This is a genomic window from Pantoea sp. KPR_PJ, assembly GCF_041386365.1.
GTDB lineage: Bacteria > Pseudomonadota > Gammaproteobacteria > Enterobacterales > Enterobacteriaceae > Pantoea.
Genome location: NZ_JABMIK010000009.1, coordinates 130,571 through 155,612 on the forward strand (window position 1 = coordinate 130,571; position 25,042 = coordinate 155,612).

A 25,042-nucleotide genomic window follows, 5' to 3' on the forward strand; every position below is an offset into this window, starting at 1 on the left:
CGTCCTCTTTCCCGGTGCTTAAGTCGGGCAGCAACCGCTGCCCTGACGGCCATTATTTCAGGTATTGATTAACGACCTGACGGATTTTCTGCTCTTCCTCCGCGCTGAAGCGCACCGCATACCGACTGTCACCCACGTCGTAGCCTAGTAGCGATACGGCTTTTTTTACCGCAGCCGGTGAAAAGGCGAGGCTGTAAAGGTCGGTGCGCAGGCCGGTTACGCTCTCTTGCGCTGCGCGTGAGCCTTCGATGTCACCGGCACGGAAGCGCGCCCAGATAGCATTGATCTCTTTCGGTGCTGCGTTCGCCAGGCCGGAGATACAGGCAGAGCAGCCATCAACAAAACCCTGGTGGATCAATGAGTCCGGGCCATTCAGCACGTCGAAGTCCTCTATGCCTTCTGCCGCTTTGATAAAGCCGCTGAGGCTTTCATAGCTTCCCGCCGAATCTTTGATGCCAATAATATTGGGATGCGACGCCAGCGTGCGTACGGTTTCCGGCTGTAAAGTATTGCCGGTACGTGCCGGGATGTTATAGAGGAACAGCGGCACATCCAGCGCGTCAGCCACGGTCTGGTAGTGATAGATCAGCTCATCCTGCTTCAGCGGTACAAAGTAAGGGGTAATCACCGATACCGCATCAACGCCCAGCTTCGCTACCTGTTTGCCAAGGCGGATGGTCTCGCGCGTCGAAATTTCACCGATATGCGCAACCACTGGCGTTTGGCCGTTGACTTCATCAACGCAGGTTTCTGTAACGGCGATTTTTTCCTGCTCGTTCAGCACAAAGAACTCGCCGTTGGTGCCGCCGCAGAAAATGCCATTGCCTGCTTCAAGCTGGCGCTTCACCTGCTCGCGCTGGCTGGCCGGATTGAACGCGCCCGCTTTGTCGAAACAGGTCACGATGGCGGTTAATACGCCGCTAATTTTCTGTCTCATACAATCCTCTTTATTCCTGATGTGAAGGGAAAAGCGTCAGGTAGACGTTGCGGACGTCATTCGCGCTGACGGCAGCAGGCACGTTCTTCATCAGACGCTGCACGTCGAGTGCTGCCTCCACTAAATAGGGCAGGTGATCCGGACCGATGCCTAGCTCTTCAAGGCTGGCTGGCAGCTTGAGGCGTTTAACCAGCGCGGTGAAATAGGCCACCAGCGCGTGCGATTTAGCTTCATCATCCAGCGAGCGATCGGCGTCGGGCAGCAAATCGTAGGCCTGAGCGAATTTGCTCACGGCCGCCGGACGCACGAAAGTCATGCAGGGAGCCAGTAGAATCGCGTTAGCGACGCCGTGTGGCAGATGATATTTCCCTCCCAGCGGATAGGACATGGCGTGCACCAGATGGGTACCCGAATGGGCAATCGCCGCACCGCCGTACCACGAGGCCCAGAGCATATCGAGGCGCGCCTGCAAATTGTGCGGCTCGGCCACGGCAGTTTCGAGGCTGGCGAACAGCTTTTTCATCCCGATGAGGGCGTAGTTATCACTGACCGGATTCGACACGGTTGCAGTAAAGCACTCAATCAGGTGGCAAAGTGCATCAATACCGGTCGATGAGGCGATATGCGCAGGCATGCTGGTGGTGAGCTCCGGCACCAGCGCCACAAAGTCGGGCAACATAACCGGTGAGATAATGCCGACCTTGGTTTCACGCTCAGGAATAGCAAGAATCGCATTTGGCGTAGCTTCAGAGCCGGTGCCTGCGGTCGTTGGGATCAACAGCGACGTCGTGCGCGTGGCAGGTTTTTCACCGGCCAGCAGCGCGTCCAGCGTCGGTGCGTTAGCCACACAAAGCACAGAGAGTAACTTGGCGACGTCCAGCACGCTGCCGCCACCGACCCCCACGACCAGATCGACGTCACGCGTGGGCAGGGCCGACAGGATTGCCGCCACGTCATGCTGGCTCGGCTCTGGCGGTACGCTGTTCACCACGCTGACGCTGACAACATGCTGTTTCAGCTGGGCGATCAGCGCCTGCACAGCCGGAATGCCTTCAATGTTTTTATCCGTTACCAGCAGCGCGCTGGTTTTTCCGTTCAGCAGATAGCTAATGTCGTTCAGTGCCTGATAGCCGCTAATTACCGTGCTGTTGATATTCATTTCATACCCTTATTACTGCGAAGCCGGACTGAATGATTGGTTTTGCTCACTTCAGTGCGATGTATATCACTTACTGTGCCCCATTTTATAGGTCATATTGATTTCGATTAATTTGATCTTGCTCACATATAATCAATCATGATTGAATATAATCATATCTGGCGGCAAAGAGCCGAATCAGGAGAGAAGATGACGCAGACGTCATGGAAAACCCCGGTGCTGGTTATTGCCGATGACTTTACCGGCGCGAACGATGCAGGCAGCGGGCTGGCACAGGCGGGAGCGCGCGTGCATGTGCTGTTCAACAGCGAAAGGCTGCCTGATGCCGCCGTGGCTGACGTCTGGGTAATCAGTACCGACAGCCGTGCGATAAGTGAGGCAGAGGCCGCGGCGCGCACGGCGACCGTGATACGCCAGCATGATGCCTTTATTCGACAAGGCTGGCTGTTTAAAAAGATTGATTCCACGCTGCGCGGCAATATCGGTGCAGAAGTACGTGCCGCGCTGGCCACCAGTGGCAAAAAACGGGCGCTGATTGTGCCTGCCGTCCCGCGTCTGGGACGCATAACGCGCCACGGAAAAGTCGAGGTCAACGGCGTGCCGCTGATCGACACCGAATATGCCAGCGATCCCAAAACGCCGGTAATCAGCGCGCACGTCCTGACGCAGTTGCGGATCGCGGGCAGCGAGATCGATCTTGCTACGCTGCGCAGCGATCGTTTTTCTGCGCGGCTGGCGCAACAGCAGGGCGTGGTGGTGATCGATGCCGAGCAGGAGAGCGATATTGCGCTCATCCTGGCCGCGGCGGCGCAGCTTGATGAGACGCCGCTGCTGGTGGGTGCGGCTGGACTGAGCGATGCGCTGGGGGGCCTGCTGGCAGCAGGAAGTGGCGGGGGGAGGAGTGGCGTCTTTGGTCATACGCCGGCTATGCAGCAGGTAGCGCGCGCTCCTACGCCGGTGCTGGCGGTGATCGGCTCGATGAGCGCCAGTGCACAGCAGCAGATTGCCGGGCTGGCCCGGCAGCGCGATATTGCGCTGGTGGATGTCGACATCCGCCAGCTGTTTGCACAACCCCGCTGGCCCGACAGCGCAGAGTGGACGCAACAGGCTGCCGCTGCGCTGCGCAGCGGACACCATACGGTCATCCGTACCTGCCAGCGCGCCAATCAACGCCATGAGATCGATGCGCTGTGTCAGCAGCATCAGATGACGCGCCAGCAGCTTGGCGAGGCGATCTGCCACTACTTAGGCGAGCTGACCCAGACGCTGTGCCGCACGTCATGCCCTGCCGGACTCTATCTCTCCGGCGGCGATGTGGCGATTGCGGTCGCAAAGGCGCTGGGCGCCAGCGGTTTCCATATTCAGGGCATCGTGGCGGGCTGTGTGCCCCACGGTTTCCTGCTTAACGGTGAATTTACCCTGCCGGTGATGACCAAAGCGGGCGGTTTTGGCGACGAAAACACCCTGGTGGCAGCCATTCGTTTTATTGAGGAGAAGTCGAGTGAGTAAAATTATTGCGGTGACCATGGGCGATCCGGCGGGCATCAGCCCGGAGATCATTATTAAAGCGCTGGCGGAAGGCGAACTGAGCGGTGCGCCAGCGGTAGTCGTAGGGTGTGCGGCGACGCTGCGTCGCATCCTGGCCCTGAATATCACGCCGCAGGTTGAGCTGCGCGTGCTCGACAGGGTAGAGGAGGCGCACTTTGCGCCGGGTATTCTCAACGTGATCGATGAGCCGCTGGCCGATGCAGATGCGCTGAAACCGGGCGTGGTGCAGAAGCAGGCAGGCGACCTCGCCTGGCGCTGCGTGAAGCGCGCTACCGAACTGGCGCTGGCGGGCGAGGTGCACGCGATTGCCACGGCACCGCTGAACAAAGAGGCGCTGCATTCGGCAGGCCATCTCTATCCGGGCCATACCGAACTGCTGGCGCATCTCACCGACACCAAAGACTACGCCATGGTGCTCTACACCGATAAGCTGAAGGTCATTCACGTCACGACGCACATTGCGCTACGCAAGTTCCTCGACACGCTGAACCAGACGCGTATTAAAACGGTGATTGGCATGGCGGACACCTTTTTACGTCGCGTTGGTTTTGCAAAACCGCGTATTGCGGTCGCCGGGGTCAACCCGCATGCCGGCGAGAACGGTCTGTTCGGGGATGAGGAGATCACTACCGTTGCTCCTGCGGTGAAAGCGATGAAGGAGCAGGGCATTGAAGTTTACGGGCCGTGCCCACCGGATACGGTTTTCCTGCAATGTCAGGAAGGGCAGTATGACATTGTGGTGGCGATGTACCACGATCAGGGACACATCCCGCTCAAACTGCTGGGCTTTTATGACGGTGTGAATATCACTGCCGGTCTGCCGTTTATACGGACGTCTGCCGACCATGGCACCGCTTTTGATATCGCATGGACAGGTAAAGCGAAGTCTGAGAGCATGGCGATCTCCATTAAACTCGCGATGCAGCTAGCATAGGGAAATATGAAGGGACAAAGTCGCCTTGACCAGATTATGGATTATCTGAAAAGCCATAATCTGGTGACTGTTGATCAGCTGGTGAGTGCCATCTCCGCCTCGCCAGCTACCATTCGACGTGATTTGATCAAGCTGGACAAAGAAGGCGTGATTAGCCGCAGCCACGGCGGCGTCACGCTTAACCGCTTTATTCCGGCGCAGCCCACGACGCTGGAGAAGATGCAGCGTAACCTGCTGGAGAAGCAGGCCATCGCCCATCAGGCTGCTACCTTTGTTCAGGCAGGCGATGCGGTGGTGCTGGATGCCGGAACCACTATGCTGGAGCTGGCGCGTCAGCTGACCCATCTGCCGCTGCGCGTCATTACCGCTGACCTGCACATCGCGCTGTTTTTGTGTGAATTTAAACAGATTGAAGTCACCATTATTGGTGGCCGAATTGACGAGTCCAGTCAGTCCTGTATCGGTGAGCACGGGCGTCGCCTGTTGCGCAGCATTAATCCTGATATCGCTTTTGTCAGCTGTAACTCCTGGAGTCTTGAGCGCGGAATCACCACGCCAACAGAGGAGAAGGCGGGGTTGAAGCGGGATCTGCTGGCGAATGCGCGCCGCCGTATTTTACTGGCAGACAGCAGTAAATATGGTTCCTGGTCACTGTTTTGCGCCGCGCCGGTCGATGAGCTCACTGACGTGGTAACTGACAGTCGGCTGGATGAGGACGTTTGCCATACGCTGCGTGAGCGAGGGATTGCGCTGACGCTGACCGATTGAGGTCAGGTGTGAGTTAACGTCTCTCCTGGCGCGGTTGTTTCTGCTGCACAGGTAACGTGAGCCGCCCTAACCCATCCTGATTGACGTGTCTGGCGCGTGGCGCAAAGAGGAATATGCGCCGTTGCCAGCCTTCCAGCGTTGAGCTCTGTTCCGGTGTTTATTGTAATTTATTGAAAAATAAGTTTTTACAGTGATGTTGCAAAAGGGTGGGCTCGCCGGGAGCCCTTTTTTCACGGGAAGATAAGACGGGTAGTTTATTAAGGAAAGGGTTCATTGCCCTACAGGTCGCCCAACACTCAGGCGAGCAGTCATGTCCCATCGCATAAGGGTTATCGCTTAAGCCGCACTGCAAACTCAGTCAAAAGCGTGGCCTGCATTGACGCTCATCGCTGCGCAAACAGCCTGACGCCCCTGTTGTGCAGGATCATATGCCTGAACCCGCCATCAAAACCCATCCCCGATAGTCAAGACATCAAAGCCGTTTACCCGCTCAGCGCTGTCAGCAACAGGTCTGAGTATCACCTGAAACCAGCGCTTTTAACGCTGGTAAATATCATTTTCCGACAGCGTCACCGCTGGCGCATCCACCGTGACGCGCTCAAAGACCAGCTTATTTACCCCGGCGATTTTGCCAAATTCCTGTGCCTGCACACTGACGTCATTAAAATAAAGTGCTTCAATCGGGCGTTCAGCCGTGCCTTCGATAAAAAATGCCCGTGAGAAAGCAGCGGGTTGCGTAAGCCTGCTGGTGATATGGCTGATGCGAATATTGTCCACCTGCGTCAGACCCGCTTCGCCGTCTACCCCTTCAGCAAGCTTCTGCCAGTGGGGCGGCTGTTCACGGCCGACTGACTGCTCACTGTAGCTGTATTGTGGAAACCAGTTCAGCTGCATCATAAAGGGGTAGCAGACATCTTCCAGCGTAAGATGCCGCACGGTAATGTGCCTGATCCAGCCGCCGCGATTGCGGGCTGACTTAATGCGAAACCCAACGCCGGTGCCTGAAAACCGGTTGTGTTCAATCAGTACATTTTCAATGCCGCCTGAGGTCTCACTGCCCAGCGTAATGCCCGATCCCTTCAGCAGGGTGCAGTGACGGATAACGATATTGCGTGCCGATTTTGCCAGCCGCTGTGCCTCAGCGCCGCGTCCGGCTTTCACACAGATATTGTCGTCATTGCAGGAGACCGTGCAGCCTTCCACCCGGACCTGCTGGCTGGAGTCAATATCTATACCGTCGGTACTGGGGCCGGCTGAGTTCTGCACCCTCAGTCCCTGCAAGACCACGCGTTTCGAATAACAGAGATGAATGTTCCAGAAACCAGACTCGCGTGACGTAAAGCTATCCAGCGTAACTGACGCGCTTTCATATACCACCAGGTTGCGCGGACGTTCGCAGTCGTAATCTACCACCCAGCGCAGTCCGCGCTGGCTATAGTCAGCCAGCATGCCGCTGTTCTCGTCATCACCCCAGAATTTATGCCACCAGACCGCGCCCTGACCTTCAATGGTGCCCCTGCCGCAGACCGTGACATTGTGGCAGTGATTAACGTTCAGGATCGCCGCAGGCCAGACCATATCAATGCCTGCGACGCGCGTTGGTATTCGGGGATAGTCTGCCAGGTGCTGGCTGCCAAGCAGCACGGCATCGTCTGCCAGTTCCAGCGTCAGATTGCTTTTTAAAAACAGCGATCCGGTGAGGAACCGCCCTGCGGGGATCAGAACGGTATCCCCAGCCGAGGCGCTGTCGATTGCGCGCTGAATTGCCCGGGTGGAAAGCGTGGCACCGTCGGGGACAGCATCAAAATCGGTTACTTTCAGAGTGGCCATATTTTCTGCCTGTCGTGGTAGAGGGAAAAAAGCCAGAGTGCTGAAAATAGCACCGCCACGCAGGCAGTATATTGTTTGCGATCAGGTAACGCGGGGCGACGCTCTGCTGGCAGGCTGAGACAGGAAAGCGCGTGCATCACCCGGTGACGCACGCTAAATCATTACAGGGTTTTCAGTCCTACAGCCGGAATATTGCGGCCATAGTAAATTTCGCGCATCTCTTTCCACAGCAGGTCTGTGATGCGCTTATGTTCTTCCGGCGTCAGATCTTCCGGACGGGTATTAAACAGATAGTGTTTCAGCTCAAACTCTTTCAGCAGCATTTTGGTGTGAAAGATATTTTCCTGATAGACGTTTACATCCACCATGTCATACATCGCCTTCATGTCTTCCGACATAAAGTTCTGAATCGAGTTGATCTCATGGTCGATAAAGTGCTTCACGCCATTGATATCGCGCGTAAAGCCGCGAACGCGATAATCAATGGTGACGATATCTGACTCCAGCTGGTGGATAAGATAGTTCAGCGCCTTCAGCGGTGAAATCACGCCGCAGGTTGAGACTTCAATATCGGCACGGAAAGTGCACAGGCCGCCTTCCGGATGGCTTTCCGGATAGGTGTGCACGCAGATATGGCTCTTATCGAGGTGGGCCACGACAGAATTCGGCAGCGGGCCGGGATGCTCTGAATTGTCGATGTCCCTGGGATCGATCGGCTCTTCGCTCACCAGAATGGTGACGCTGGCACCCTGCGGCTCATAATCCTGACGCGCGATATTCAGCACGTTTGCGCCGATAATCGAACAGGTCTCTGTCAGGATTTCAGTCAGACGATTCGCGTTGTACTGCTCGTCAATGTAGGCGATATAGCCATCGCGCTCGGCTTCAGTATTCGCATAACAAATGTCGTAAATACAAAAACTCAGGCTTTTGGTCAGGTTGTTGAAGCCATGCAGTTTAAGCTTTTGCAATTTGGTTCACCTCCTTATAAAGGCTCTCTAGCAGATATTGCGGTAGCGCAAAACTGCCGCTGTGGATAGCAGGATTGTAGTAGCGGCATGCCAGACCCGCCTCATGGAATCGCGCCTCAAGTGTGGCGAGATCGAGCTGACGCAGAGCCGGGTTATCGCTCGCCCAGGCAAAGGTCATAATGCCGCCGTAATAGGTCGGGATCGCCGCCTGGTAAAAGCTGACGTCGTTAAAATAGTGGCTGAGCTTACGATGGCTGTTAATGGCTTCGTCCTGTTGCAGGAAGCAGACGCCATTCTGCGCCACGAAAATGCCGCCAGGATTCAGAGCATTTTTACAACCCGCATAGAATTCAGAGGTGAACAGACTCTCGCCCGGACCGACAGGATCGGTGCAGTCAGAGATGATCACGTCGAATTTCTCCTGCGTCTGATTAACGAAGTTTACGCCATCGTCAATGACCAGATTGAGACGCGGATCGTTATAGGCACCCTGGCTGTGATTAGGCAGATATTGCTGGCAGAAGGTCACGACGCCCGCGTCAATCTCTACCATCGTGATGCTTTCCAGCTGCTGATGACGTGATACTTCACGCAGCATTGCGCCGTCGCCGCCGCCAATAATCAGCACGCGCTTTGCCGCGCCGTGCGCCAGCAGCGGCACATGCGTCATCATTTCGTGGTAGATGAATTCGTCACGCTCGGTGGTCTGTACGACGCCATCCAGCGCCATTACGCGGCCCATTTGCGCGTTCTCAAAGATGATTAAATCCTGATGCGCCGTTTTTTCCCGGTAAAGCTCTTTGTCGACCGTGAAATATTGTCCGAAACCGGCATGAAGGGTTTCATACCACATTTCCTGCTGCGCCATGATGCACTCCTCTCTGATGACGTTGCCATGAAAAAGAGCGGCACATGATAACCAGAACTGACCGTGCATGCACGGTCCAATGTTCAGCAGGGGAGCGGGGTGGGGATTATTTGACGTAGGCGAGCAGGCTCAGAGAATCACGCGCCAGCGATTTACACTTTTTGTCGTTGGTAATGGCAATGCCGCTGAGATCTTTATAGCTCGCTTCACCCAGCGCCTTCATGTTGTAGCTGGCGTAGTTGCTCAAATCCCAGCGGTTCTGCTGGGCAAAAAACACCAGCGCTTTGCGGATTTGCGCATCAGGCAGATCCTGATAGCCGCAATCATTTTTCAGGTAAACAAACACGGCGGTGAGATCGGCCAAATCTTCTGCTTCGGATTCGCTCAGGGCAAAGCTGGTGGAGGAGAAGCCAAAGAGTCCTGCCAGTAACAGGATCCTGATGCTTTTCTTCATAGTCAGTCTCAATCATTAGTCGTTCAGTGACGATAGCACAGAGGCTGGCAGGATTCCGATTATTTTGCCGCAAAGGCCGCAGCGGCTGCTTTTTTCAGGTGTTTCCGCTAACAGGGCTTGACCCTCCCGCAGGGTAAGGGTTTAGGCTGTGGTTTCACTTATCACACGGATGAATAAGCTATGCATCGTCGCCACTTTCTTAAACTGACCGCCGCGCTGAGCGCAGCCGGGGCGCTGCCGCTCTGGAGCCGCTCCCTGATGGCGGCCAGCCGCCCGCTGCTACCGGTTCCTCAACGGCTCGAGGCCGATCCGCGTGGCCAGTTCCAGATTACCGCGATGACGGGCAGCAGCCGCTGGCAGGGTAAGGACGTGCCTACCTGGGGGTACAACGGTGGATTGCTCGGCCCGGCCATGGTGCTGCGTCGTGGTAAAACGGCAACGGTCACTATCCATAACCGACTGCCGGAGGCGACAACGCTGCACTGGCACGGGCTGGCGATCCCAGGGGATGTTGACGGTGGGCCGATGGCGCATATCGCTCCTGGTGCCACACGGCAGGTCACCTTCACGCCCGATCAGCCCGCCGCCACCTGCTGGTTTCATCCGCATCTGCACGGTAAAACCGGGCATCAGGTGGCTCAGGGACTGGCGGGCCTGATCCTGCTTCAGGATGATGAAACCGATAAGCTGCGCCTGCCCACGCAGTGGGGCTCAGACGATGTACCACTGATTTTCCAGGATAAACGGCTGACGCAGGCGGGGGACCGCATCGACTATGAGCTGGACATCATGAGCGCGGCGGTTGGCTGGTTTGGTGACATGATGCTGACCAACGGCGTGCAGTACCCGCAGCAGGCCGTGCCGCGCGGCTGGTTGCGTCTGCGCCTGCTGAACGGCTGTAATGCCCGCTCGCTACATATTGCGGCCAGCGATAACCGACCGCTCTATGTCATTGGCAGTGACGGTGGCATGCTGTCAGAGCCGGTCAGCGTGGCATCGCTGCCCTTGCTGCCAGGTGAACGCTTTGAAGTGATGGTTGATACCTCTGACGGTAAACCCTTCGATATGGTTACCCTGCCGGTCGAGCAGATGGGCATGACGCTGCCCCCGTTCGATCAGCCGCTGCCGCTGGTGCAGATCCTGCCGCTGCGCGTCATGGCAAGCGCGACGCTGCCAGACCAGCTGATACCGCTACCGCCGCTACCCTCAGCAGAAGGGCTTAACACGCGCTGGCTCCAGCTGATGATGGATCCCCAGCTCGATCAGCAAGGCATGGCGGCGCTGATGCAGCGCTACGGCGATAAGGCGATGGGCAAGGCGGCCGGACATCATGCCATGCCGTCAGGCGGGCATCACGCTATGCCATCAGGCGGTGACGAGGCGATGGCCATGGACGATCACGCTATGTCGATGCACGACGCGCATGACGCCACAGCCAAAGGCGTCGATTTCCATAACGGCAACAAGATCAACGGTCAGGCCTTTAATATGGCGAAGCCGATATTTAACGTTGCGCCCGGGCAACTGGAGAAATGGACGATTTCCGGCGAAGGCGACAAGATGCTGCATCCATTCCACATTCACGGCACGCAGTTTCGCATTCTCTCCGAGAACGGCAAACCGCCTGTGCCGCACCGTCAGGGCTGGAAGGACATGGTAAATGTTGACGGCTGGCGCAGCGAAGTGCTGGTACGCTTCGATCACCGCGCCGCCGCCGAACACGCCTATATGGCGCACTGCCATCTGCTGGAGCATGAAGATACCGGCATGATGCTGGGCTTCACGGTGGGCTAATCAGGCTTTTTCCAGTGCCAGCCGAATGTCCTCAACCAGATCGCCTGCATTTTCGATACCGATAGAGAGGCGGATGGTGGCGTCACTGATGCCGATGCGCTGACGCACCGTTTCCGGCACGCCGGAGTGGGTGGTACTGCCGGGGTGGCTGGCAAGGGATTCGGTGCCACCCAGGCTGACCGCCAGCTTAAACAGTGCCAGCGCGTTGAGAAAACGGAACGCGGCTGACTCTCCACCTACAATATCAAATGAGAAGGTCGAGCCGGCACCGCTGCACTGCTGGTTATAGGCACGACCTTGCGGGCTGTTCTGATCGAGATAGGGCAGCCAGTGCAGTTTTGCTACCTTCTCATGATTGCGTAAAAACGCCGCCACCGCTTCGGCGTTCTGCCAGGCTTTCTCCATACGCAGCGACAGCGTCTCCAGCGAACGGCCAATCATCCAGCAAGAGTGGGGATCAAGCTGCGTCCCAATGGCGCTGCGCAGTGAACGGATCTGGGTAATCAGCGCCTTGCTGCCCATCGCCGCACCGGCGATCAAATCGGAGTGACCGCCAACGTATTTGGTCAGCGAATAGAGCGAAATATCCGCGCCAAAATGAAGCGGGCGCTGAAACAGTGGACCCAGCAGCGTATTGTCGCAGGCCACCACCGGACGCGATCCCTGCTGCCGGGCGATCTCGTCGGCGATGCGCGCGATCAGCGCGATGTCCACCAGGCTATTGGTCGGGTTGGCTGGCGTCTCGATCAGGATCAGCGCCACGCGGCCCATCCCCAGCGCCTTCTGCGCGGCGGCGCGGACTTTCTCTTCGTTGGTGCCGTCGCTGAAGCCGACCGGCTCAATATTAAGATTGCGCAGCGTTTTACTCAGCAGCGTCTCTGTGCCGCCATACAGCGGCTGCGAATGCAGAATAACATCGCCAGGCCGGGCAAAGGTAAGCAGCGTGGTTGAGATAGCAGACATGCCTGAAGAGAAGAGCGCGCAGCTCTCGGCCTCTTCATAGATGGCCAGACGATCTTCCACAATTTCACTGTTGGGATGGTTAAAGCGTGAATAGACCAGGCCGCCGCTTTTGCCTTCCGGCGGTTCACGTCGTCCCGCCACGTAATCAAAGAAGTCACGGCCCTCTTCGGCGCTGTTAAAGACAAAGGTCGAGGTCAGAAACACCGGCGGTTTGACCGCGCCTTCCGACAGGCGCGGATCGTAACCGTAGTTAAGCATCTGGGTTTCAGGGTGCAGCTTGCGATCGCCAATATGCGTTTTTTTGCTGGAATGGTGGGACATGGGATCTCCTGCTCATCGCAGTGGTAAGGTAACGATATGTTGAGCATAGGCTAGCATGCAGAGGATTGTTCTGTTAAAGGCCGGTATGTTCTAAGTTAATAGCATCTGGTTGCAGAGAAAGTGCGCTGTGTCTCGCCGCCTGTGGCAAGCTGTGATACTCTCCTGCGCATCGCTATCTGCTCAGGTCTGAGCAGGTTCTCCCTGTTCATCCGCTGCTGAGGATGAACAAATCTTTTAAATTCAACGAGAAGTGCAGCTTTTGAAACATACTGTTGAAGTGATGATTTCCCAAGAGGCGATCGCGGCGCGTATTGCTGAACTGGGTAAAGAGATTTCCGAGCGCTATCGCGACAGCGGCAGCGAGATGGTGCTGGTTGGGCTGCTGCGCGGCTCCTTCATGTTTATGGCCGATCTCTGCCGTGCCGTTGAGGTGCCGCACGAAGTCGATTTTATGACCGCCTCCAGCTACGGCAGCGGCATGGCGAGTTCGCGCGACGTAAAAATCCTCAAGGATCTCGATGAAGATATCCGCGGCAAAGACGTGCTGATCGTGGAGGACATCATCGACTCCGGCAACACGCTGAGTAAAGTGCGCGAGATCCTGCGTCTGCGCGAGCCGAAATCCCTGGCCATCTGCACGCTGCTGGATAAACCCGAGCGCCGCGAAGTCGACGTGACGGTAGAGTATGTTGGCTTCACCATTCCCGACGAGTTCGTGGTCGGTTTCGGCATCGACTACGCCCAGCGCTATCGCCATCTGCCCTATATCGGCAAAGTGGTGCCGCTCGAGGCCTGAGTCTGACCGCACAATCTTCCAAGGCCGAGTACATCGGCCTGGTGTAGGCTGTGCTCCGATACAGGAGTTCAGCCTGTACCTCCGCAAAAAAATGCTCATCCTGGAGGATTTTACGCTCAGGGTGGCTCATCATAAGTAACAACGTTGCGGCGACATTGCGTCAGCCAGCGGCTCGCTATGTCTGTTACGACACACCGACATTAAAACAGGACAGGGAACTGGAATGACTTATGCACTGGAACTTTCCCGGCTGACCAAGACCTATTCCGGCGGCGTACAGGCGCTTAAAGGAATAGACCTTACCGTTGAAGCCGGTGATTTTTATGCGCTGCTGGGACCAAACGGCGCGGGTAAATCGACCACCATCGGAATTATCAGTTCGCTGGTAAATAAATCGAGCGGCAGCGTCCGCGTGTTCGGTTATGACCTGGAAAAAGAGGTGGTCAACGCCAAACGCCAGCTTGGGCTGGTGCCGCAGGAGTTTAACTTCAACCCCTTTGAGACCGTGCTGCAAATTGTCGTCAACCAGGCGGGCTATTACGGCGTGGAGCGCCGCGAGGCGCAGCAGCGGGCAGAAAAGTATCTGACCCAGCTCGACCTGTGGGGCAAGCGCAACGAGCGCGCGCGCATGCTTTCCGGCGGGATGAAGCGGCGTCTGATGATCGCCCGGGCGCTGATGCACGAGCCAAAGCTGCTGATCCTCGACGAACCGACAGCGGGGGTCGATATCGAACTGCGCCGCTCAATGTGGACCTTCCTCAAAGAGCTGAATGAAAAAGGCACTACCATTATTTTAACGACGCACTATCTGGAAGAGGCGGAAATGCTGTGCCGCAATATCGGCATCATTCAGAGCGGCGAGCTGGTGGAGAACACCTCAATGAAAGGGCTGCTGGCTAAGCTACAGTCGGAAACCTTTATTCTCGATCTCGCGTCAGGCAGTCCGCTACCGACGCTGGAAGGATTCCAGTATCGTCTGGTGGACGCCTCGACGCTGGAAGTGGAGGTGATGCGCGAGCAGGGGCTGAACAGCGTGTTCGGCCAGCTCAGCGCGCAGGGCGTGCAGGTACTGAGTATGCGTAATAAAGCGAACCGCCTGGAAGAGCTGTTTGTCAGCCTGGTGCAGGGCAAAGGAGTGAAAGCATGACACATTTGTACTGGGTGGCGCTGAAAAGTATCTGGGCCAAAGAGATCAACCGTTTCGCTCGCATCTGGGTTCAGACGCTGGTACCGCCGGTGATCACGATGACGCTCTACTTTATTATTTTCGGCAATCTGATCGGCTCACGCATCGGCGATATGCACGGTTTTAGCTATATGCAGTTTATCGTGCCGGGCCTGATTATGATGGCGGTGATCACGAATGCCTACGCCAACGTCGCCTCATCCTTCTTTAGCGCTAAATTCCAGCGCAACATTGAAGAGCTGCTGGTCGCACCGGTGCCGACACATATCATTATTGCCGGCTACGTTGGCGGCGGTGTGGCGCGTGGCCTGTGCGTTGGCGTGCTGGTCACGGCGATATCGCTGTTCTTTGTGCCGTTCCATGTTCACTCCTGGACCATGGTGGCGGTCACGCTGCTGCTGACGGCAATTCTGTTTTCGCTGGCGGGTTTGCTGAACGCGGTGTTTGCGCGCACCTTTGATGATATCAGCCTGATCCCGACCTTTGTGCTGACGCCGCTGACCTATCTGGGCGGAGTATTCTATTCGCTGACGCTGCTGCCGCCGTTCTGGCAGGCGGTTTCGAAGCTTAATCCGATCGTCTATATGATCAGTGGCTTCCGCTTCGGCTTCCTGGGCATTAACGATGTGCCACTGGTGTTTACCCTGTCGGTACTGATCGCCTTTATTCTGGTGTTTTATATCCTGGTCTATACGCTCATCCAGCGCGGACGCGGCCTGCGCACCTGATAAAAAAAGCAGCCTGCGGGCTGCTTTTTTATGGTCTCGCGACTCAGAGAGCGGGAGCGGAGCGGAGGTTTTGCGCGGCGCACCCGCTTCTAGGCAACCTGCACCGGCAGCGCCTTCGCCAGGCGCTTCATCTCATTCTCACCCTCAAAATAGGCGACTTTTGGCTGCCACTGACGCGCTTCTGCATCGTCGACCTGCACGTAAGAGCAGATAATCAGGATATCGCCCTCACAGGCGCAGCGAGCCGCCGCACCATTCACTGAGATAATCTTTGACCCGCGCTCAGCGGCAATGGCGTAGGTTGAGAAGCGCTGGCCGTTAGTCACATTGTAGATATCAATGGCTTCATACTGCAGGATGCCCGACGCGTCGAGAAAATCCTGATCGATGGCGCAGGAGCCTTCGTAGTTCAAATCTGCCTGAGTCACCTTCACGCGGTGCAGCTTGCCTTGTAAAACGGTACGAATCATAAAAGACCTTTTGGTTCTTACTGACAATGACCTGCGCTTACTGCGTGAGGTCGACCTGTTGATTATCGATCAGACGTGCATTGCCCAGCCATGCGGCCATTAAAATCACCGCGCGCTGGCTTTCAACCGTCAGCGGCTCCAGCGTTTCAGCGTCGCAGATTGCCAGCCCGTCCGGTCGCAATCCTTTTTCACTCAGCGCCGCTTCGGCGGTTTCGATAATCTCTTCGATATGGCGTTCGCCGTTGGCAAGGCGTGCCGCCATGCTGTGCATCACCTGTGCCAGAACGGGCGCAAGCTGACGTTCGTCAGCGCTGAGATAGCCATTGCGTGAGCTGAGTGCCAGGCCATCTTTAGCGCGGACCGTTGGCACGCCGACAATGTCAATATCAAAGCCCATATCCGCGACCATCTTGCGGATAATGGCCAGCTGCTGAAAATCTTTCTCGCCAAAGCAGGCGATATCAGGCTGTACCAGGTTAAACAGCTTGCTGACGATGGTCGCCACGCCGCGAAAATGGCCGGGACGGCTCGCCCCCTCCAGCAGCGACGACAGGCCGGGCACCTCAACGAAGGTCTGGTTTGCCAGCCCCTGTGGATAGACTTCGTCAGGCGTGGGCGCAAACACCACGTCGACATTACGGCGGTTCAGCTTCTCGCAATCCTCCTGCAATGTCCGCGGATAGCGCGCCAGGTCATCCGCGCGATCGAACTGCATGGGATTAACGAACACCGAAACAACGACGATATCGCCGCGCTCGCGCGCTTCATCTACCAGCGTCAAATGACCGTCATGCAGATTGCCCATGGTAGGTACCAGAGCAATGCGTTTTCCTTGCTGCCGCCAGCGACGAATTTCACGGCGCAACATCGGCAGCGTTTCAATGATCAGCACGGTAAGGCTCCTGAATTACTGGAAACTGTGTTCAGCCGCAGGGTAGGTTCCTGCTTCGACTTCGGCGATATAGTGACGGATAGCCGCGCGCATGTCGCCCGTCTCGGTGAGAAAGTTTTTGGCAAACTTCGGGATGTGGCCACCGGTAATGCCGAAGGCGTCATGCATCACCAGAATCTGCCCGTCGGTCACATTGCCTGCGCCAATACCGATGACCGGAATGGTCAGCGCCTGGGTAATGCGCTGCGCCAGCGAAACCGGTACGCACTCCAGCACCATCAGCTGTGCGCCGGCGGCTTCCAGCGCCAGCGCGTCAGCCAGCAGTCGCTCGGCCGCCGCTTCGTCGCGGCCCTGCACTTTATAGCCGCCAAAAATATTTACCGACTGCGGCGTCAGGCCAAGATGGCCACATACCGGCACCGCGCGCTCAGTAAGCATACGCACCGTTTCCGCCAGCCATTCACCGCCCTCCAGCTTCACCATATTGGCACCGGCACGCATAAGCTGCGCAGCGCTGTCGAACGTCTGCTGAGGCGTGGCATAGCTCATAAACGGCAGGTCGGCCATCAATAGCGCCTGCGGCGCGCCACGGCGTACGGCTGCGGTGTGATAGGCGATGTCAGCCACCGTTACCGGCAGCGTGGACTCATGGCCCTGAACGGTCATGCCGAGCGAATCGCCAATCAGCATCACCTGGATGCCTTCATCGGCAAACAGGCGGGCAAAACTGAAATCATAGGCGGTCAGCGTCGCGAACTTCTGTCCGCTGGCTTTGCACTGACGCAGATGAGAAATCGTGGTAGGTTTCATGGCGCTCTCAACTCAGGTATTTCAGATGGGCGCAGTGTACTGGATAGCAGGTAAGAGCGGAATATTCGGCGTGCGAATCTGTGCAGCGTCAGCGGTGCCAGGGCTGGATGGGACTGGCGTCAAGCAGGGTCAGCAGCTCACGCAGCGGACGGCCCTCGGGCAGCGTCGCATCGGGCGCAATTTCCAGCAGCGGCACCAGCATAAAGGCGCGGTTGTGCATATCGTAGTGCGGCACAATCAGACGTGGCGTATTCAGGCGCAGCTGGCCAAACAGCATAATATCAATATCCAGCGTGCGAGCGCCCCAGCGTTCTGCTTTGCGCACGCGGCCATGCTCCTGCTCAATGCGCTGGGTGTGGTCCAGCAGCGCTTCCGGCGTAAGGGCCGTTTCCAGTATCACCGCCGCATTAAGATAATCGGGCTGATTGGGCGGGCCGTAGGGTGGCGTACGGTAAAAGGAGGAGGTGGCGACGCGCGTGGTGTCGGGCAGCGCGTCCAGCGCCTGTAGCGCTGCATCAACCTGATGCAGCGGATCGGCAAGATTACTGCCAAGCGCGAGCGAGACGCGGGTCATGATGCGTTCTGGCTGTCGCGACGCGGTGCGGCTGGGCGGCGGCGAGGACGACGGGTTTTGCGGCGCGGTGCCGGGTCGTCGCCTAACGTGTTCAGCATGGTTTTCTGCTGCGTCGGTGCTGCCGCCTGGAACTCACCCCACCAGTGGCTCAGGCGCACCAGCTCCGGGTTGTTCTCCACTTCAGCGCGCAGCGCCAGCAGATCGTAGGCGGCGCGGAACTTGGGATGCTCCATTAGCTTCCAGGCGCGTTTACCGTGACGGCGCGACATGCGCAGCTGCAGCTGCCAGATATCGCGAATCAGCGTGGTGATGCGTTTTGGAATGGCCAGCGCACGGCAGGCTTCATCCAGCGTATCGTTCATCGCCATGGCGAAAGCGTCGAAATAGGTCAGGCCGCTCTCCTGGGCAATACGCTGGGCGGCTTCCAGCTGCGGATACCAGAACATGGCCGCAAACAGGAATGCCGGGTTCACGCGCATATCGTTATGAATACGGTTATCGGTGTTCTTTAGCACCTGCGCCACCATGCGCTCCATAAAGCTGTCGCCATCGTCGGTAAAGTTACGCGTGATGGTCGGGAACAGCGGCTGGAACAGCTGGAATTCGCGCAGCTTAACGTAAGTGCTGTAGCCGTAGCCCGCCTGGAGCAGCTTCAGTGACTCTTCAAACAGACGCGCCGGTGGAATATCGCGCAGCAGCGTGGCAAGACGCGGAATAGGTTCAGCGGTCTCTGGCGCTATCGACATCTCCAGCTTGGCAGCAAAGCGCACCACGCGCAGCATACGCACGGGGTCTTCACGGTAGCGTGTCTCAGGGTCGCCAATCAGACGAATGATGCCCTGCTGCAGATCCTGTAATCCACCCACGTAGTCGCGCACCGTAAAGTCAGCGACATTGTAGTAAAGGCTATTAATCGTGAGGTCGCGGCGCTGCGCATCGTCTTCAATACTGCCGAAGATGTTGTCACGCAACAGCATACCGCTCTGCGCACGCTGGGACAGATTGCGATCTTCAACAACATCGTCCTCTGCCTGATGATGGCCGCGGAAGGTGGCGACTTCGATCACTTCGGGGCCAAACATAACGTGCGCCAGACGAAAGCGACGGCCGACCAGACGGCAGTTGCGGAAAAGTTTGCGCATCTGCTCCGGGGTGGCGTTGGTGGTAACGTCGAAATCCTTGGGTTTTTTACCCAGCAGCAGGTCGCGCACGCCACCGCCCACCAGATAGGCTTCATAACCTGCTTTATTCAGGCGATAGAGCACTTTGAGGGCATTTTCGCTAATGTCTTTGCGCGAGATGTTATGGCTCTCACGAGGGATAACGGTCATCTGATGACGTTCAACTTCAACCTCGGTAGGCGACTCCTCATCACGCATGAGGACTTTCCGGCAAAAATTAGCAACTCGGGTAAAAATGGGACACCTCGACAGCGACGTAAAGTGGTGTAAATAAAATCAGCGGCTAATCATAGCCTGTTGCGAATCATTTAGGAATGGTGTTGTCGGCTCTGCCGGTTTCAGGGCGTTCTCGCGGGGTATCAAAGCGATATTCCACTGCGAGATGGCACTTTCCAGCAGTTTCTCCTGCGTTTCGTCCTGCCAGCCTGCTGAAACGGGCTGGCCAAGAAAGCGAAGCGCCTGAACCAGCAGCGGCCGCGCATCGCCCGCAGGCAGAGAGGGCGCATGATTCTGCTTTGACAGCTTGTTGCCGTCAGGGTTGACCGCCAGCGGCAAATGCAGATAGTCCGGCACCGGCCAGCCAAACTGTTGATAAAGCGCAATCTGCCGTACCGTTGGCTCCACCAAATCTGCGCCGCGCACGATCTCTGTCACGCCCTGGAAGTGGTCATCGACCACGACCGCCAGGTTATAGGCGAATAACCCATCGCGGCGATGGATAATAAAATCTTCCTGCGCCAGACGTGCATCCACGCTGAGCGTGCCGCGCAGTCGGTCGTCAAAGCGAAATACTGGCGTGTGCTGACGTAAACGCAGCGCCGCGTTTTCGGGCCCTCGCTGGCGGTCGCGGCAGTGGCCATCATAGAAGCCGCCGATCTGCTGAATACGACGACGCGTGCAGGTACAGAAATAGCTCTGACGATGCTCCCTGAGCCACGCCAGCGCCTCACGATAGGCGGCATGGCGCTGCGACTGCCACAGCACTTCGCCATCCCAGTGCAGGCCGTAGTGCTCCAGCTGATGCAAAATGCGCGTGGCGGCACCGGCGACTTCACGCGGCGGATCGATATCCTCAATGCGCACCAGCCAGCGGCCGTTTTGCGCGCGCGCGCTCAGGTAACTGCCCAGGGCAGCAATCAGCGAGCCAAAATGAAGATCACCAGAAGGGGAGGGGGCGAAGCGCCCAATACAGGGATGTGTAGACATAGGCATTAAAAGTCACCGCACAGTGGAACAACACGATGCTTTCCACGGTGCGGTGATAAGCGACGTGGCATTAGCCAGCCATCTGTTTCTCGCGGATTTCAGCCAGCGTTTTGCAGTCAATGCAAAGATCGGCGGTCGGACGCGCTTCAAGACGACGGATGCCAATCTCTACGCCACACGACTCACAGTAGCCAAAGTCGTCATCTTCGACTTTCTTCAGCGTCTTCTCAATCTTCTTGATCAGCTTACGCTCGCGATCGCGGTTACGCAGCTCAAGGCTGAATTCCTCTTCCTGCGCAGCACGGTCAACGGGATCCGGGAAGTTAGCCGCTTCGTCCTGCATATGCGAAACGGTGCGGTCAACTTCATCACGCAGCTGATTGCGCCAGGCTTCCAGAATCTTGCGAAAATGTTGCAGCTGGGCTTCGTTCATATACTCTTCGCCCGACTTCTCCTGGTATGGCTCCACCCCAGCGATGGCGAGAATACTCAGGGACGATGTTTTACGGTTTTGCCCTTCTTGCATGTTGTTTCTCCTGGATAACACGCACTATACCTTTTATGGTTCAGCGACGGCGATAACAGTGTCAGGCGGTTGAGTGTAGTCATTACGCCCCATTTTGCCCGGCAAGATTCGCCGTGGTGCCCACAATCGGGTACATCGATCCCCCTACGGGGAAAAACAGGCCGCTATAAATAACAGAAGCAGTCAAGGTTGGCAATTATTGATGAACACACCTTGACAAGCCTGTGAGGAACAGCGTATTTGGCCTCTCGCTCTCTGCCCATTCTTACCCCAACAATTTGCAAAAGAAATTACAAGGTTACGGAAACCCGTTTTTTCAGAAACAGGCCAGTTGGTGATAAGTCTGCACGGTACGCCAAAATCTCTACGCCATCCTGCTGCGCCTGGGCCAGTTGGTCTGCATAACGTGTGTCAATGTGACGCGCGGGGGAAACGTCCTCAATCCCCGAGTGCAGAACCGCAAACAATAAGACGGCCCGATGACCGGCAGCTGCGACGGCGCTTAGCTCGCGCAGATGCTTCTGGCCCCGAATCGTCACCGCATCCGGAAAATAGCCTTTTCCTTGTTCCAAAAGGGTTACGGACTTGACTTCAATATAGCAGTTGCGTCTCTCCCTTGCCTGAAGCAGGAAATCAATTCGGCTCTTTTCCGCACCATATTTGACTTCCGCCTGGCACCGTTCATAACCGGCTAACTCCACGAGATTTTCTGCCGCGAGCGCCTCCCTGACCAGCTGATTAGCGCGCAGCGTGTTAACGCAAATCCAGTCTCCTTGCTGCGTTTCCGTCAGTTCCCAGCTGTGCGGATATTTGCGCGTCAGGCTATCGGAGGTGGAGTACCACACGCTGTCGCCCGGCGTCGCGCAGCCGGTCATGGCGCCCGTGTTGGCACAGTGAATCGTCAGGATCTCGCCTTCCGGCGTCACCACGTCGGCAAGAAAGCGCTTATAACGGGTAATCAGGCGAGCCGGTTTTAACGGCGGTGAAAACAGCATAGGGCTCCAGAGTCAGCTTAGCGGCCAGCTCGCCAGCGCCTGATAGCGCGTGCGGCCTCGCGCATAGTGTGACGAAAAGAGTGAAAAATGGTCTACGCGAAAGCGCCAGTGAAAGCCGCGCGGCGGCAGGGCAATGCGCGGTGCGGCATCGCGCAGCAGCGTCACGTGCGGATGAAAAGGCTGAGCGTGCTGGGCGCAGCCGTGGCGCGCAGCCTGCGCGCGCAGCAGGTCGGCCAGCTGTAGCAGGCCGCGCGGCGGACGCTGGCAGCCAAGCCACACCACGCGAGGACGCGGCCAGTGACCGGCGTCATCCAGATCGAGATCGAAGGCGGGCTGCTGAATGCGCGCTGCCAGCTGCTGCAGTTTCTGCGCGGTTTCGCTTTTTACCTCGCCGAGAAAAGCCAGCGTCAGGTGCAAATTAGCCGATACCACAGGGCGACCGGCATCCTCGGCAAAGTGTTCGGCGCGCCAGCATACCAGCTGCTGTTGCAGCGCGTCGGGCAGGCCGATGCCAAAAAACAGGCGTTGTGTCTCCATGGCGGTCTCCGGCAATCCTCACGGATGAGTGCTACAATGCGCGCCATCTTAACACAGGCTGAACGGGAGTTTGCCGTGAGTGATTTACCGGTCAGCGCCGTCTTGCCTGACCTGCTTCAGGCGCTCAATACTGCGCCGCAGATTTTGCTGGCCGCGCCGACTGGCGCGGGCAAGTCAACCTGGCTGCCGCTGCAGCTGTTACAGCACGCCGCACTGCCGGGGCGCATTATCATGCTGGAACCGCGTCGGCTGGCGGCGCGCAATGTGGCACAGCGGCTGGCTGAACAACTGGGCGAGCAGCCGGGCGAGACGGTGGGTTACCGCATGCGCGGTGAAAGCTGTGTCGGGCCGGCTACCCGCCTGGAAGTTGTGACAGAGGGCATGCTGACGCGTTTGTTGCAGCGCGATCCCGAACTGGAGGGCGTCTCGCTGGTGATTCTGGATGAATTCCACGAGCGCAGTCTTCAGGCCGATCTGGCGCTGGCGCTGCTGCTGGATGTGCAGCAAGGGCTGCGTGAGGACCTGAAAATTTTGCTGATGTCGGCAACGCTGGATAACGCGCGCCTGTCGGCGTTATTGCCTGACGCGCCGCTGATTGTCTCTGAAGGCCGCACCTTTCCCGTCACGCGCCGCTTTGCCTCGCTCAGCGCGACGCTGCGTTTTGAAGAGGCGGTTGCGCGTGAAACGGCTCAGCTACTGCGCGAAGAGAGCGGGTCGCTGCTGCTGTTTCTGCCTGGGGTTGCCGAGATTGAACGCGTGAAGCGTGAGCTGGAGTCCCGGGTGGCAGACGATGTCGATCTGACGCCGCTCTATGGCGCACTGCCGCTGGCGGCGCAGCGTCGCGCCATCCTTCCCGCGCCGTCTGGACGGCGTAAGGTGGTGCTTGCTACCAATATCGCAGAAACCAGCCTGACCATCGAAGGCATCCGTCTGGTGGTGGACAGCGCGCTGGAGCGCACCGCGCAGTTTGACGCCCGCAGCGGCGTCACGCGGCTACTGACCCAGCGCATCAGCCAGGCGTCAATGACGCAGCGCGCCGGTCGCGCTGGCCGTTTGATGCCGGGCATCTGCCTGCATCTTATCGCCGAGGAGCAGGCGTCGCGCGCCGCGTCACAGAGCGAGCCGGAGATCCTGCATAGCGACCTCGCGGCGCTTTGGATCGAACTGTTGCAGTGGGGCTGCCTGCAGCCGGAACAGCTCACCTGGCTCGATGTGCCACCCGCAAAGCACCTGCACGTGGCGCAGCAGCTGCTCACCCGGCTTGGTGCGCTGGATGAAAACGGCAGGCTGAGCGCACTGGGACGCCATATGGCGCAACTCGGCAGCGATCCGCGCCTCAGCGCGATGCTCTGCGCCGCCGGGCAGGATGCGGATGCGGTGGCCAGTGCCGCGCTGCTGGTGGCAATTCTGGAGGATCCGCCGCGCAGCGGCAGTCCGGATCTGCGCGATGCGCTACATCGCCCGCAGCCGCAGTGGCTGCGACGCGCCAGGCAGTGGCAGACGCGACTGGGCGTCAGCGGTGGCAAGGTCGATGAAGATTGTTTTGCCATGCTGCTGGCGGTGGGATTTAACGATCGGCTGGCGCGACGGCGCGACAACGGGGGCCGCTACCAGCTTGCCAACGGGCTGGGCGCGATGCTCGATCGGGAAGAGGGGCTGAACCGCTATGAGTGGCTGATTGCGCCCGCGTTACTTCAGGGCAGCGCCACGCCAGATGCGCGGATGCTGCTGGCCTTGCCGGTAGAGATTGAGGCGCTGCGTCAGGCGCTGCCGTCGCTGGTCGAAACGCGCACTGAAGTAGAGTGGGACGAAGAGAAAGGCACGCTGCGCACGCTGAGGCGCGAGCAGGTTGGTGCGCTGGTGCTCAGGGCGCAGCCGATGGCGCGGCCGGACCCTGAGGTGCTGCATGCGGCGATGCTGCGCTGGATCGCTGAAAAAGGGCTGGCGATGTTGAACTGGAGTCCGGAGGCTGAACAGCTACGCGTGCGGCTCCAGTGCGCCGCCCAGTGGCTGCCTGAAGAGAACTGGCCCGCCGTAGATGACGACACGCTGCTCGCTACGCTGGAGAGCTGGCTGTTACCTGAGATGAGCGCGGTACGCGATCTGAAATCCCTACAGGCGGTCAATCTTGTTACCGCACTATTACATTTACTCACATGGTCACAACGTCAGCGGCTGGATAGTGTGTTGCCAACTCATTACACTGTGCCCACCGGCAGTCGACTGCCTGTCCGCTATCATCTGGATAAACCGCCTGTGCTGGCCGTGCGTATTCAGGAGATGTTTGGCGAGGCGAGCAATCCCGCCGTGGCGGAAGGACGTGTGCCACTGGTGCTGGAGCTGTTGTCGCCCGCGCAGCGTCCCCTGCAGATCACCCGCGATCTGGCTGCCTTCTGGCGCGGTGCCTGGCCGGAGGTGCAGAAGGAGATGAAAGGGCGCTATCCCAAACATGCCTGGCCCGACGATCCGGCCAGTGCCTTGCCCACAAGGCGCACCAAAAAATATTCCCCGTAAGGTGAGGGCCGCTGGATCGAATTCAGAGGGTTCTACCATGCGGAAAAGGTAAAAGTCGCTAGAGTAGCGGCGCTGCTAAC

At 57.9% G+C, this 25,042-nt stretch carries 24 protein-coding genes; 8 read left to right on the forward strand and 16 right to left on the reverse strand.

Annotated features, from left to right (window positions below):
- Nucleotides 1-52: 52 nt before the first annotated feature.
- Complete coding sequence (locus HP564_RS17420; RefSeq protein ID WP_371245092.1) at nucleotides 53-937, reverse strand: dihydrodipicolinate synthase family protein; 885 nt, start codon at nucleotides 935-937, stop codon at nucleotides 53-55.
- A gap of 10 nt (nucleotides 938-947) precedes the next feature.
- Nucleotides 948-2,096 carry an iron-containing alcohol dehydrogenase gene (locus tag HP564_RS17425; RefSeq protein WP_371245093.1) on the reverse strand — a complete coding sequence of 383 codons (1,149 nt, stop codon included), beginning with the start codon at nucleotides 2,094-2,096 and terminating at the stop codon, nucleotides 948-950.
- A 189-nt stretch (nucleotides 2,097-2,285) separates the two neighbouring features.
- Here HP564_RS17425 and HP564_RS17430 point away from each other — a divergent pair, with 189 nt between their 5' ends.
- From HP564_RS17430 to HP564_RS17440, 3 genes are read left to right on the forward strand one after another with little or no spacing between them, the layout of a single operon-like run.
- Nucleotides 2,286-3,605, forward strand: coding sequence for a four-carbon acid sugar kinase family protein (locus HP564_RS17430; RefSeq protein ID WP_371245094.1), 1,320 nt, complete (start codon nucleotides 2,286-2,288; stop codon nucleotides 3,603-3,605).
- Nucleotides 3,598-4,578 (forward strand): D-threonate 4-phosphate dehydrogenase, encoded by a 981-nt coding sequence (locus HP564_RS17435; protein WP_371245095.1) that lies wholly within the window; start codon nucleotides 3,598-3,600, stop codon nucleotides 4,576-4,578. The genes HP564_RS17430 and HP564_RS17435 overlap by 8 nt, the downstream gene beginning before the upstream one ends.
- A gap of 6 nt (nucleotides 4,579-4,584) precedes the next feature.
- On the forward strand, nucleotides 4,585-5,346 hold the full coding sequence (locus HP564_RS17440) for a DeoR/GlpR family DNA-binding transcription regulator (RefSeq protein ID WP_371245096.1): 762 nt from the start codon (nucleotides 4,585-4,587) through the stop codon (nucleotides 5,344-5,346).
- Between the two features lie 537 nt (nucleotides 5,347-5,883).
- On the opposite strand, the gene HP564_RS17445 is transcribed toward HP564_RS17440, so the two are convergent.
- The 4 genes from HP564_RS17445 to HP564_RS17460 all read right to left on the reverse strand — a co-directional run bounded on the left by HP564_RS17445 (nucleotide 5,884) and on the right by HP564_RS17460 (nucleotide 9,469).
- The gene (locus HP564_RS17445; RefSeq protein ID WP_371245097.1) at nucleotides 5,884-7,176 is read right to left on the reverse strand and encodes a glycoside hydrolase family 28 protein; all 1,293 of its coding nucleotides are present in this window, start codon (nucleotides 7,174-7,176) and stop codon (nucleotides 5,884-5,886) included.
- A gap of 161 nt (nucleotides 7,177-7,337) precedes the next feature.
- The gene (gene speD / locus HP564_RS17450) at nucleotides 7,338-8,147 is read right to left on the reverse strand and encodes an adenosylmethionine decarboxylase (RefSeq protein WP_371245098.1); all 810 of its coding nucleotides are present in this window, start codon (nucleotides 8,145-8,147) and stop codon (nucleotides 7,338-7,340) included.
- On the reverse strand, nucleotides 8,134-9,015 hold the full coding sequence (speE, locus tag HP564_RS17455) for a polyamine aminopropyltransferase (protein WP_371245099.1): 882 nt from the start codon (nucleotides 9,013-9,015) through the stop codon (nucleotides 8,134-8,136). Before speE ends, speD begins: the two co-directional genes overlap by 14 nt.
- Before the next feature lie 106 nt (nucleotides 9,016-9,121).
- The gene (locus HP564_RS17460) at nucleotides 9,122-9,469 is read right to left on the reverse strand and encodes a YacC family pilotin-like protein (RefSeq protein ID WP_123797958.1); all 348 of its coding nucleotides are present in this window, start codon (nucleotides 9,467-9,469) and stop codon (nucleotides 9,122-9,124) included.
- A gap of 180 nt (nucleotides 9,470-9,649) precedes the next feature.
- Between HP564_RS17460 and cueO the strand changes: the two genes are divergently transcribed.
- On the forward strand, nucleotides 9,650-11,263 hold the full coding sequence (gene cueO / locus HP564_RS17465; RefSeq protein ID WP_371245100.1) for a multicopper oxidase CueO: 1,614 nt from the start codon (nucleotides 9,650-9,652) through the stop codon (nucleotides 11,261-11,263).
- Here cueO and HP564_RS17470 read toward each other — a convergent pair whose 3' ends face one another.
- Nucleotides 11,264-12,547, reverse strand: a complete 1,284-nt coding sequence (locus HP564_RS17470; RefSeq protein WP_371245101.1) for a cystathionine gamma-synthase family protein — start codon at nucleotides 12,545-12,547, stop codon at nucleotides 11,264-11,266.
- A gap of 259 nt (nucleotides 12,548-12,806) precedes the next feature.
- On the opposite strand from HP564_RS17470, the gene hpt reads away from it, so the two are divergent.
- From hpt to HP564_RS17485, 3 genes are all read left to right on the forward strand, one after another.
- A complete protein-coding gene (gene hpt / locus HP564_RS17475; RefSeq protein WP_371245102.1) occupies nucleotides 12,807-13,343 on the forward strand; it encodes a hypoxanthine phosphoribosyltransferase in 537 nt (178 codons plus the stop codon).
- A 223-nt stretch (nucleotides 13,344-13,566) separates the two neighbouring features.
- The gene (locus tag HP564_RS17480) at nucleotides 13,567-14,490 is read left to right on the forward strand and encodes an ABC transporter ATP-binding protein (RefSeq protein WP_371245103.1); all 924 of its coding nucleotides are present in this window, start codon (nucleotides 13,567-13,569) and stop codon (nucleotides 14,488-14,490) included.
- Nucleotides 14,487-15,257, forward strand: a complete 771-nt coding sequence (locus tag HP564_RS17485) for an ABC transporter permease (protein ID WP_371245104.1) — start codon at nucleotides 14,487-14,489, stop codon at nucleotides 15,255-15,257. The genes HP564_RS17480 and HP564_RS17485 overlap by 4 nt, the downstream gene beginning before the upstream one ends.
- A gap of 89 nt (nucleotides 15,258-15,346) precedes the next feature.
- Here the strand turns inward: HP564_RS17485 and panD are convergent, their stop codons facing one another.
- The 9 genes from panD to thpR all read right to left on the reverse strand — a co-directional run bounded on the left by panD (nucleotide 15,347) and on the right by thpR (nucleotide 22,448).
- Entirely contained in the window at nucleotides 15,347-15,727 is a 381-nt protein-coding gene (panD, locus tag HP564_RS17490; protein ID WP_371245105.1) for an aspartate 1-decarboxylase, read from the reverse strand.
- Between the two features lie 37 nt (nucleotides 15,728-15,764).
- On the reverse strand, nucleotides 15,765-16,619 hold the full coding sequence (panC, locus tag HP564_RS17495) for a pantoate--beta-alanine ligase (RefSeq protein WP_371245106.1): 855 nt from the start codon (nucleotides 16,617-16,619) through the stop codon (nucleotides 15,765-15,767).
- A gap of 15 nt (nucleotides 16,620-16,634) precedes the next feature.
- On the reverse strand, nucleotides 16,635-17,429 hold the full coding sequence (gene panB / locus HP564_RS17500; protein ID WP_371245107.1) for a 3-methyl-2-oxobutanoate hydroxymethyltransferase: 795 nt from the start codon (nucleotides 17,427-17,429) through the stop codon (nucleotides 16,635-16,637).
- An 88-nt stretch (nucleotides 17,430-17,517) separates the two neighbouring features.
- Entirely contained in the window at nucleotides 17,518-18,003 is a 486-nt protein-coding gene (gene folK, locus HP564_RS17505) for a 2-amino-4-hydroxy-6-hydroxymethyldihydropteridine diphosphokinase (RefSeq protein ID WP_371245108.1), read from the reverse strand.
- Complete coding sequence (gene pcnB / locus HP564_RS17510; protein WP_371245157.1) at nucleotides 18,000-19,421, reverse strand: polynucleotide adenylyltransferase PcnB; 1,422 nt, start codon at nucleotides 19,419-19,421, stop codon at nucleotides 18,000-18,002. Before pcnB ends, folK begins: the two co-directional genes overlap by 4 nt.
- A 39-nt stretch (nucleotides 19,422-19,460) precedes the next feature.
- Nucleotides 19,461-20,390, reverse strand: a complete 930-nt coding sequence (gene gluQRS / locus HP564_RS17515; protein WP_371245158.1) for a tRNA glutamyl-Q(34) synthetase GluQRS — start codon at nucleotides 20,388-20,390, stop codon at nucleotides 19,461-19,463.
- A gap of 70 nt (nucleotides 20,391-20,460) precedes the next feature.
- Nucleotides 20,461-20,916 (reverse strand): RNA polymerase-binding protein DksA, encoded by a 456-nt coding sequence (gene dksA, locus HP564_RS17520; protein ID WP_371245109.1) that lies wholly within the window; start codon nucleotides 20,914-20,916, stop codon nucleotides 20,461-20,463.
- Nucleotides 20,917-21,206: 290 nt separating this feature from the next.
- Nucleotides 21,207-21,911 carry a DNA/RNA nuclease SfsA gene (sfsA, locus tag HP564_RS17525; RefSeq protein WP_371245110.1) on the reverse strand — a complete coding sequence of 235 codons (705 nt, stop codon included), beginning with the start codon at nucleotides 21,909-21,911 and terminating at the stop codon, nucleotides 21,207-21,209.
- Between the two features lie 12 nt (nucleotides 21,912-21,923).
- Complete coding sequence (gene thpR, locus HP564_RS17530) at nucleotides 21,924-22,448, reverse strand: RNA 2',3'-cyclic phosphodiesterase (protein WP_371245111.1); 525 nt, start codon at nucleotides 22,446-22,448, stop codon at nucleotides 21,924-21,926.
- A gap of 36 nt (nucleotides 22,449-22,484) precedes the next feature.
- Between thpR and hrpB the strand changes: the two genes are divergently transcribed.
- Nucleotides 22,485-24,962, forward strand: coding sequence for an ATP-dependent helicase HrpB (hrpB, locus tag HP564_RS17535; RefSeq protein WP_371245112.1), 2,478 nt, complete (start codon nucleotides 22,485-22,487; stop codon nucleotides 24,960-24,962).
- The last annotated feature ends 80 nt before the right edge of the window (nucleotides 24,963-25,042 follow it).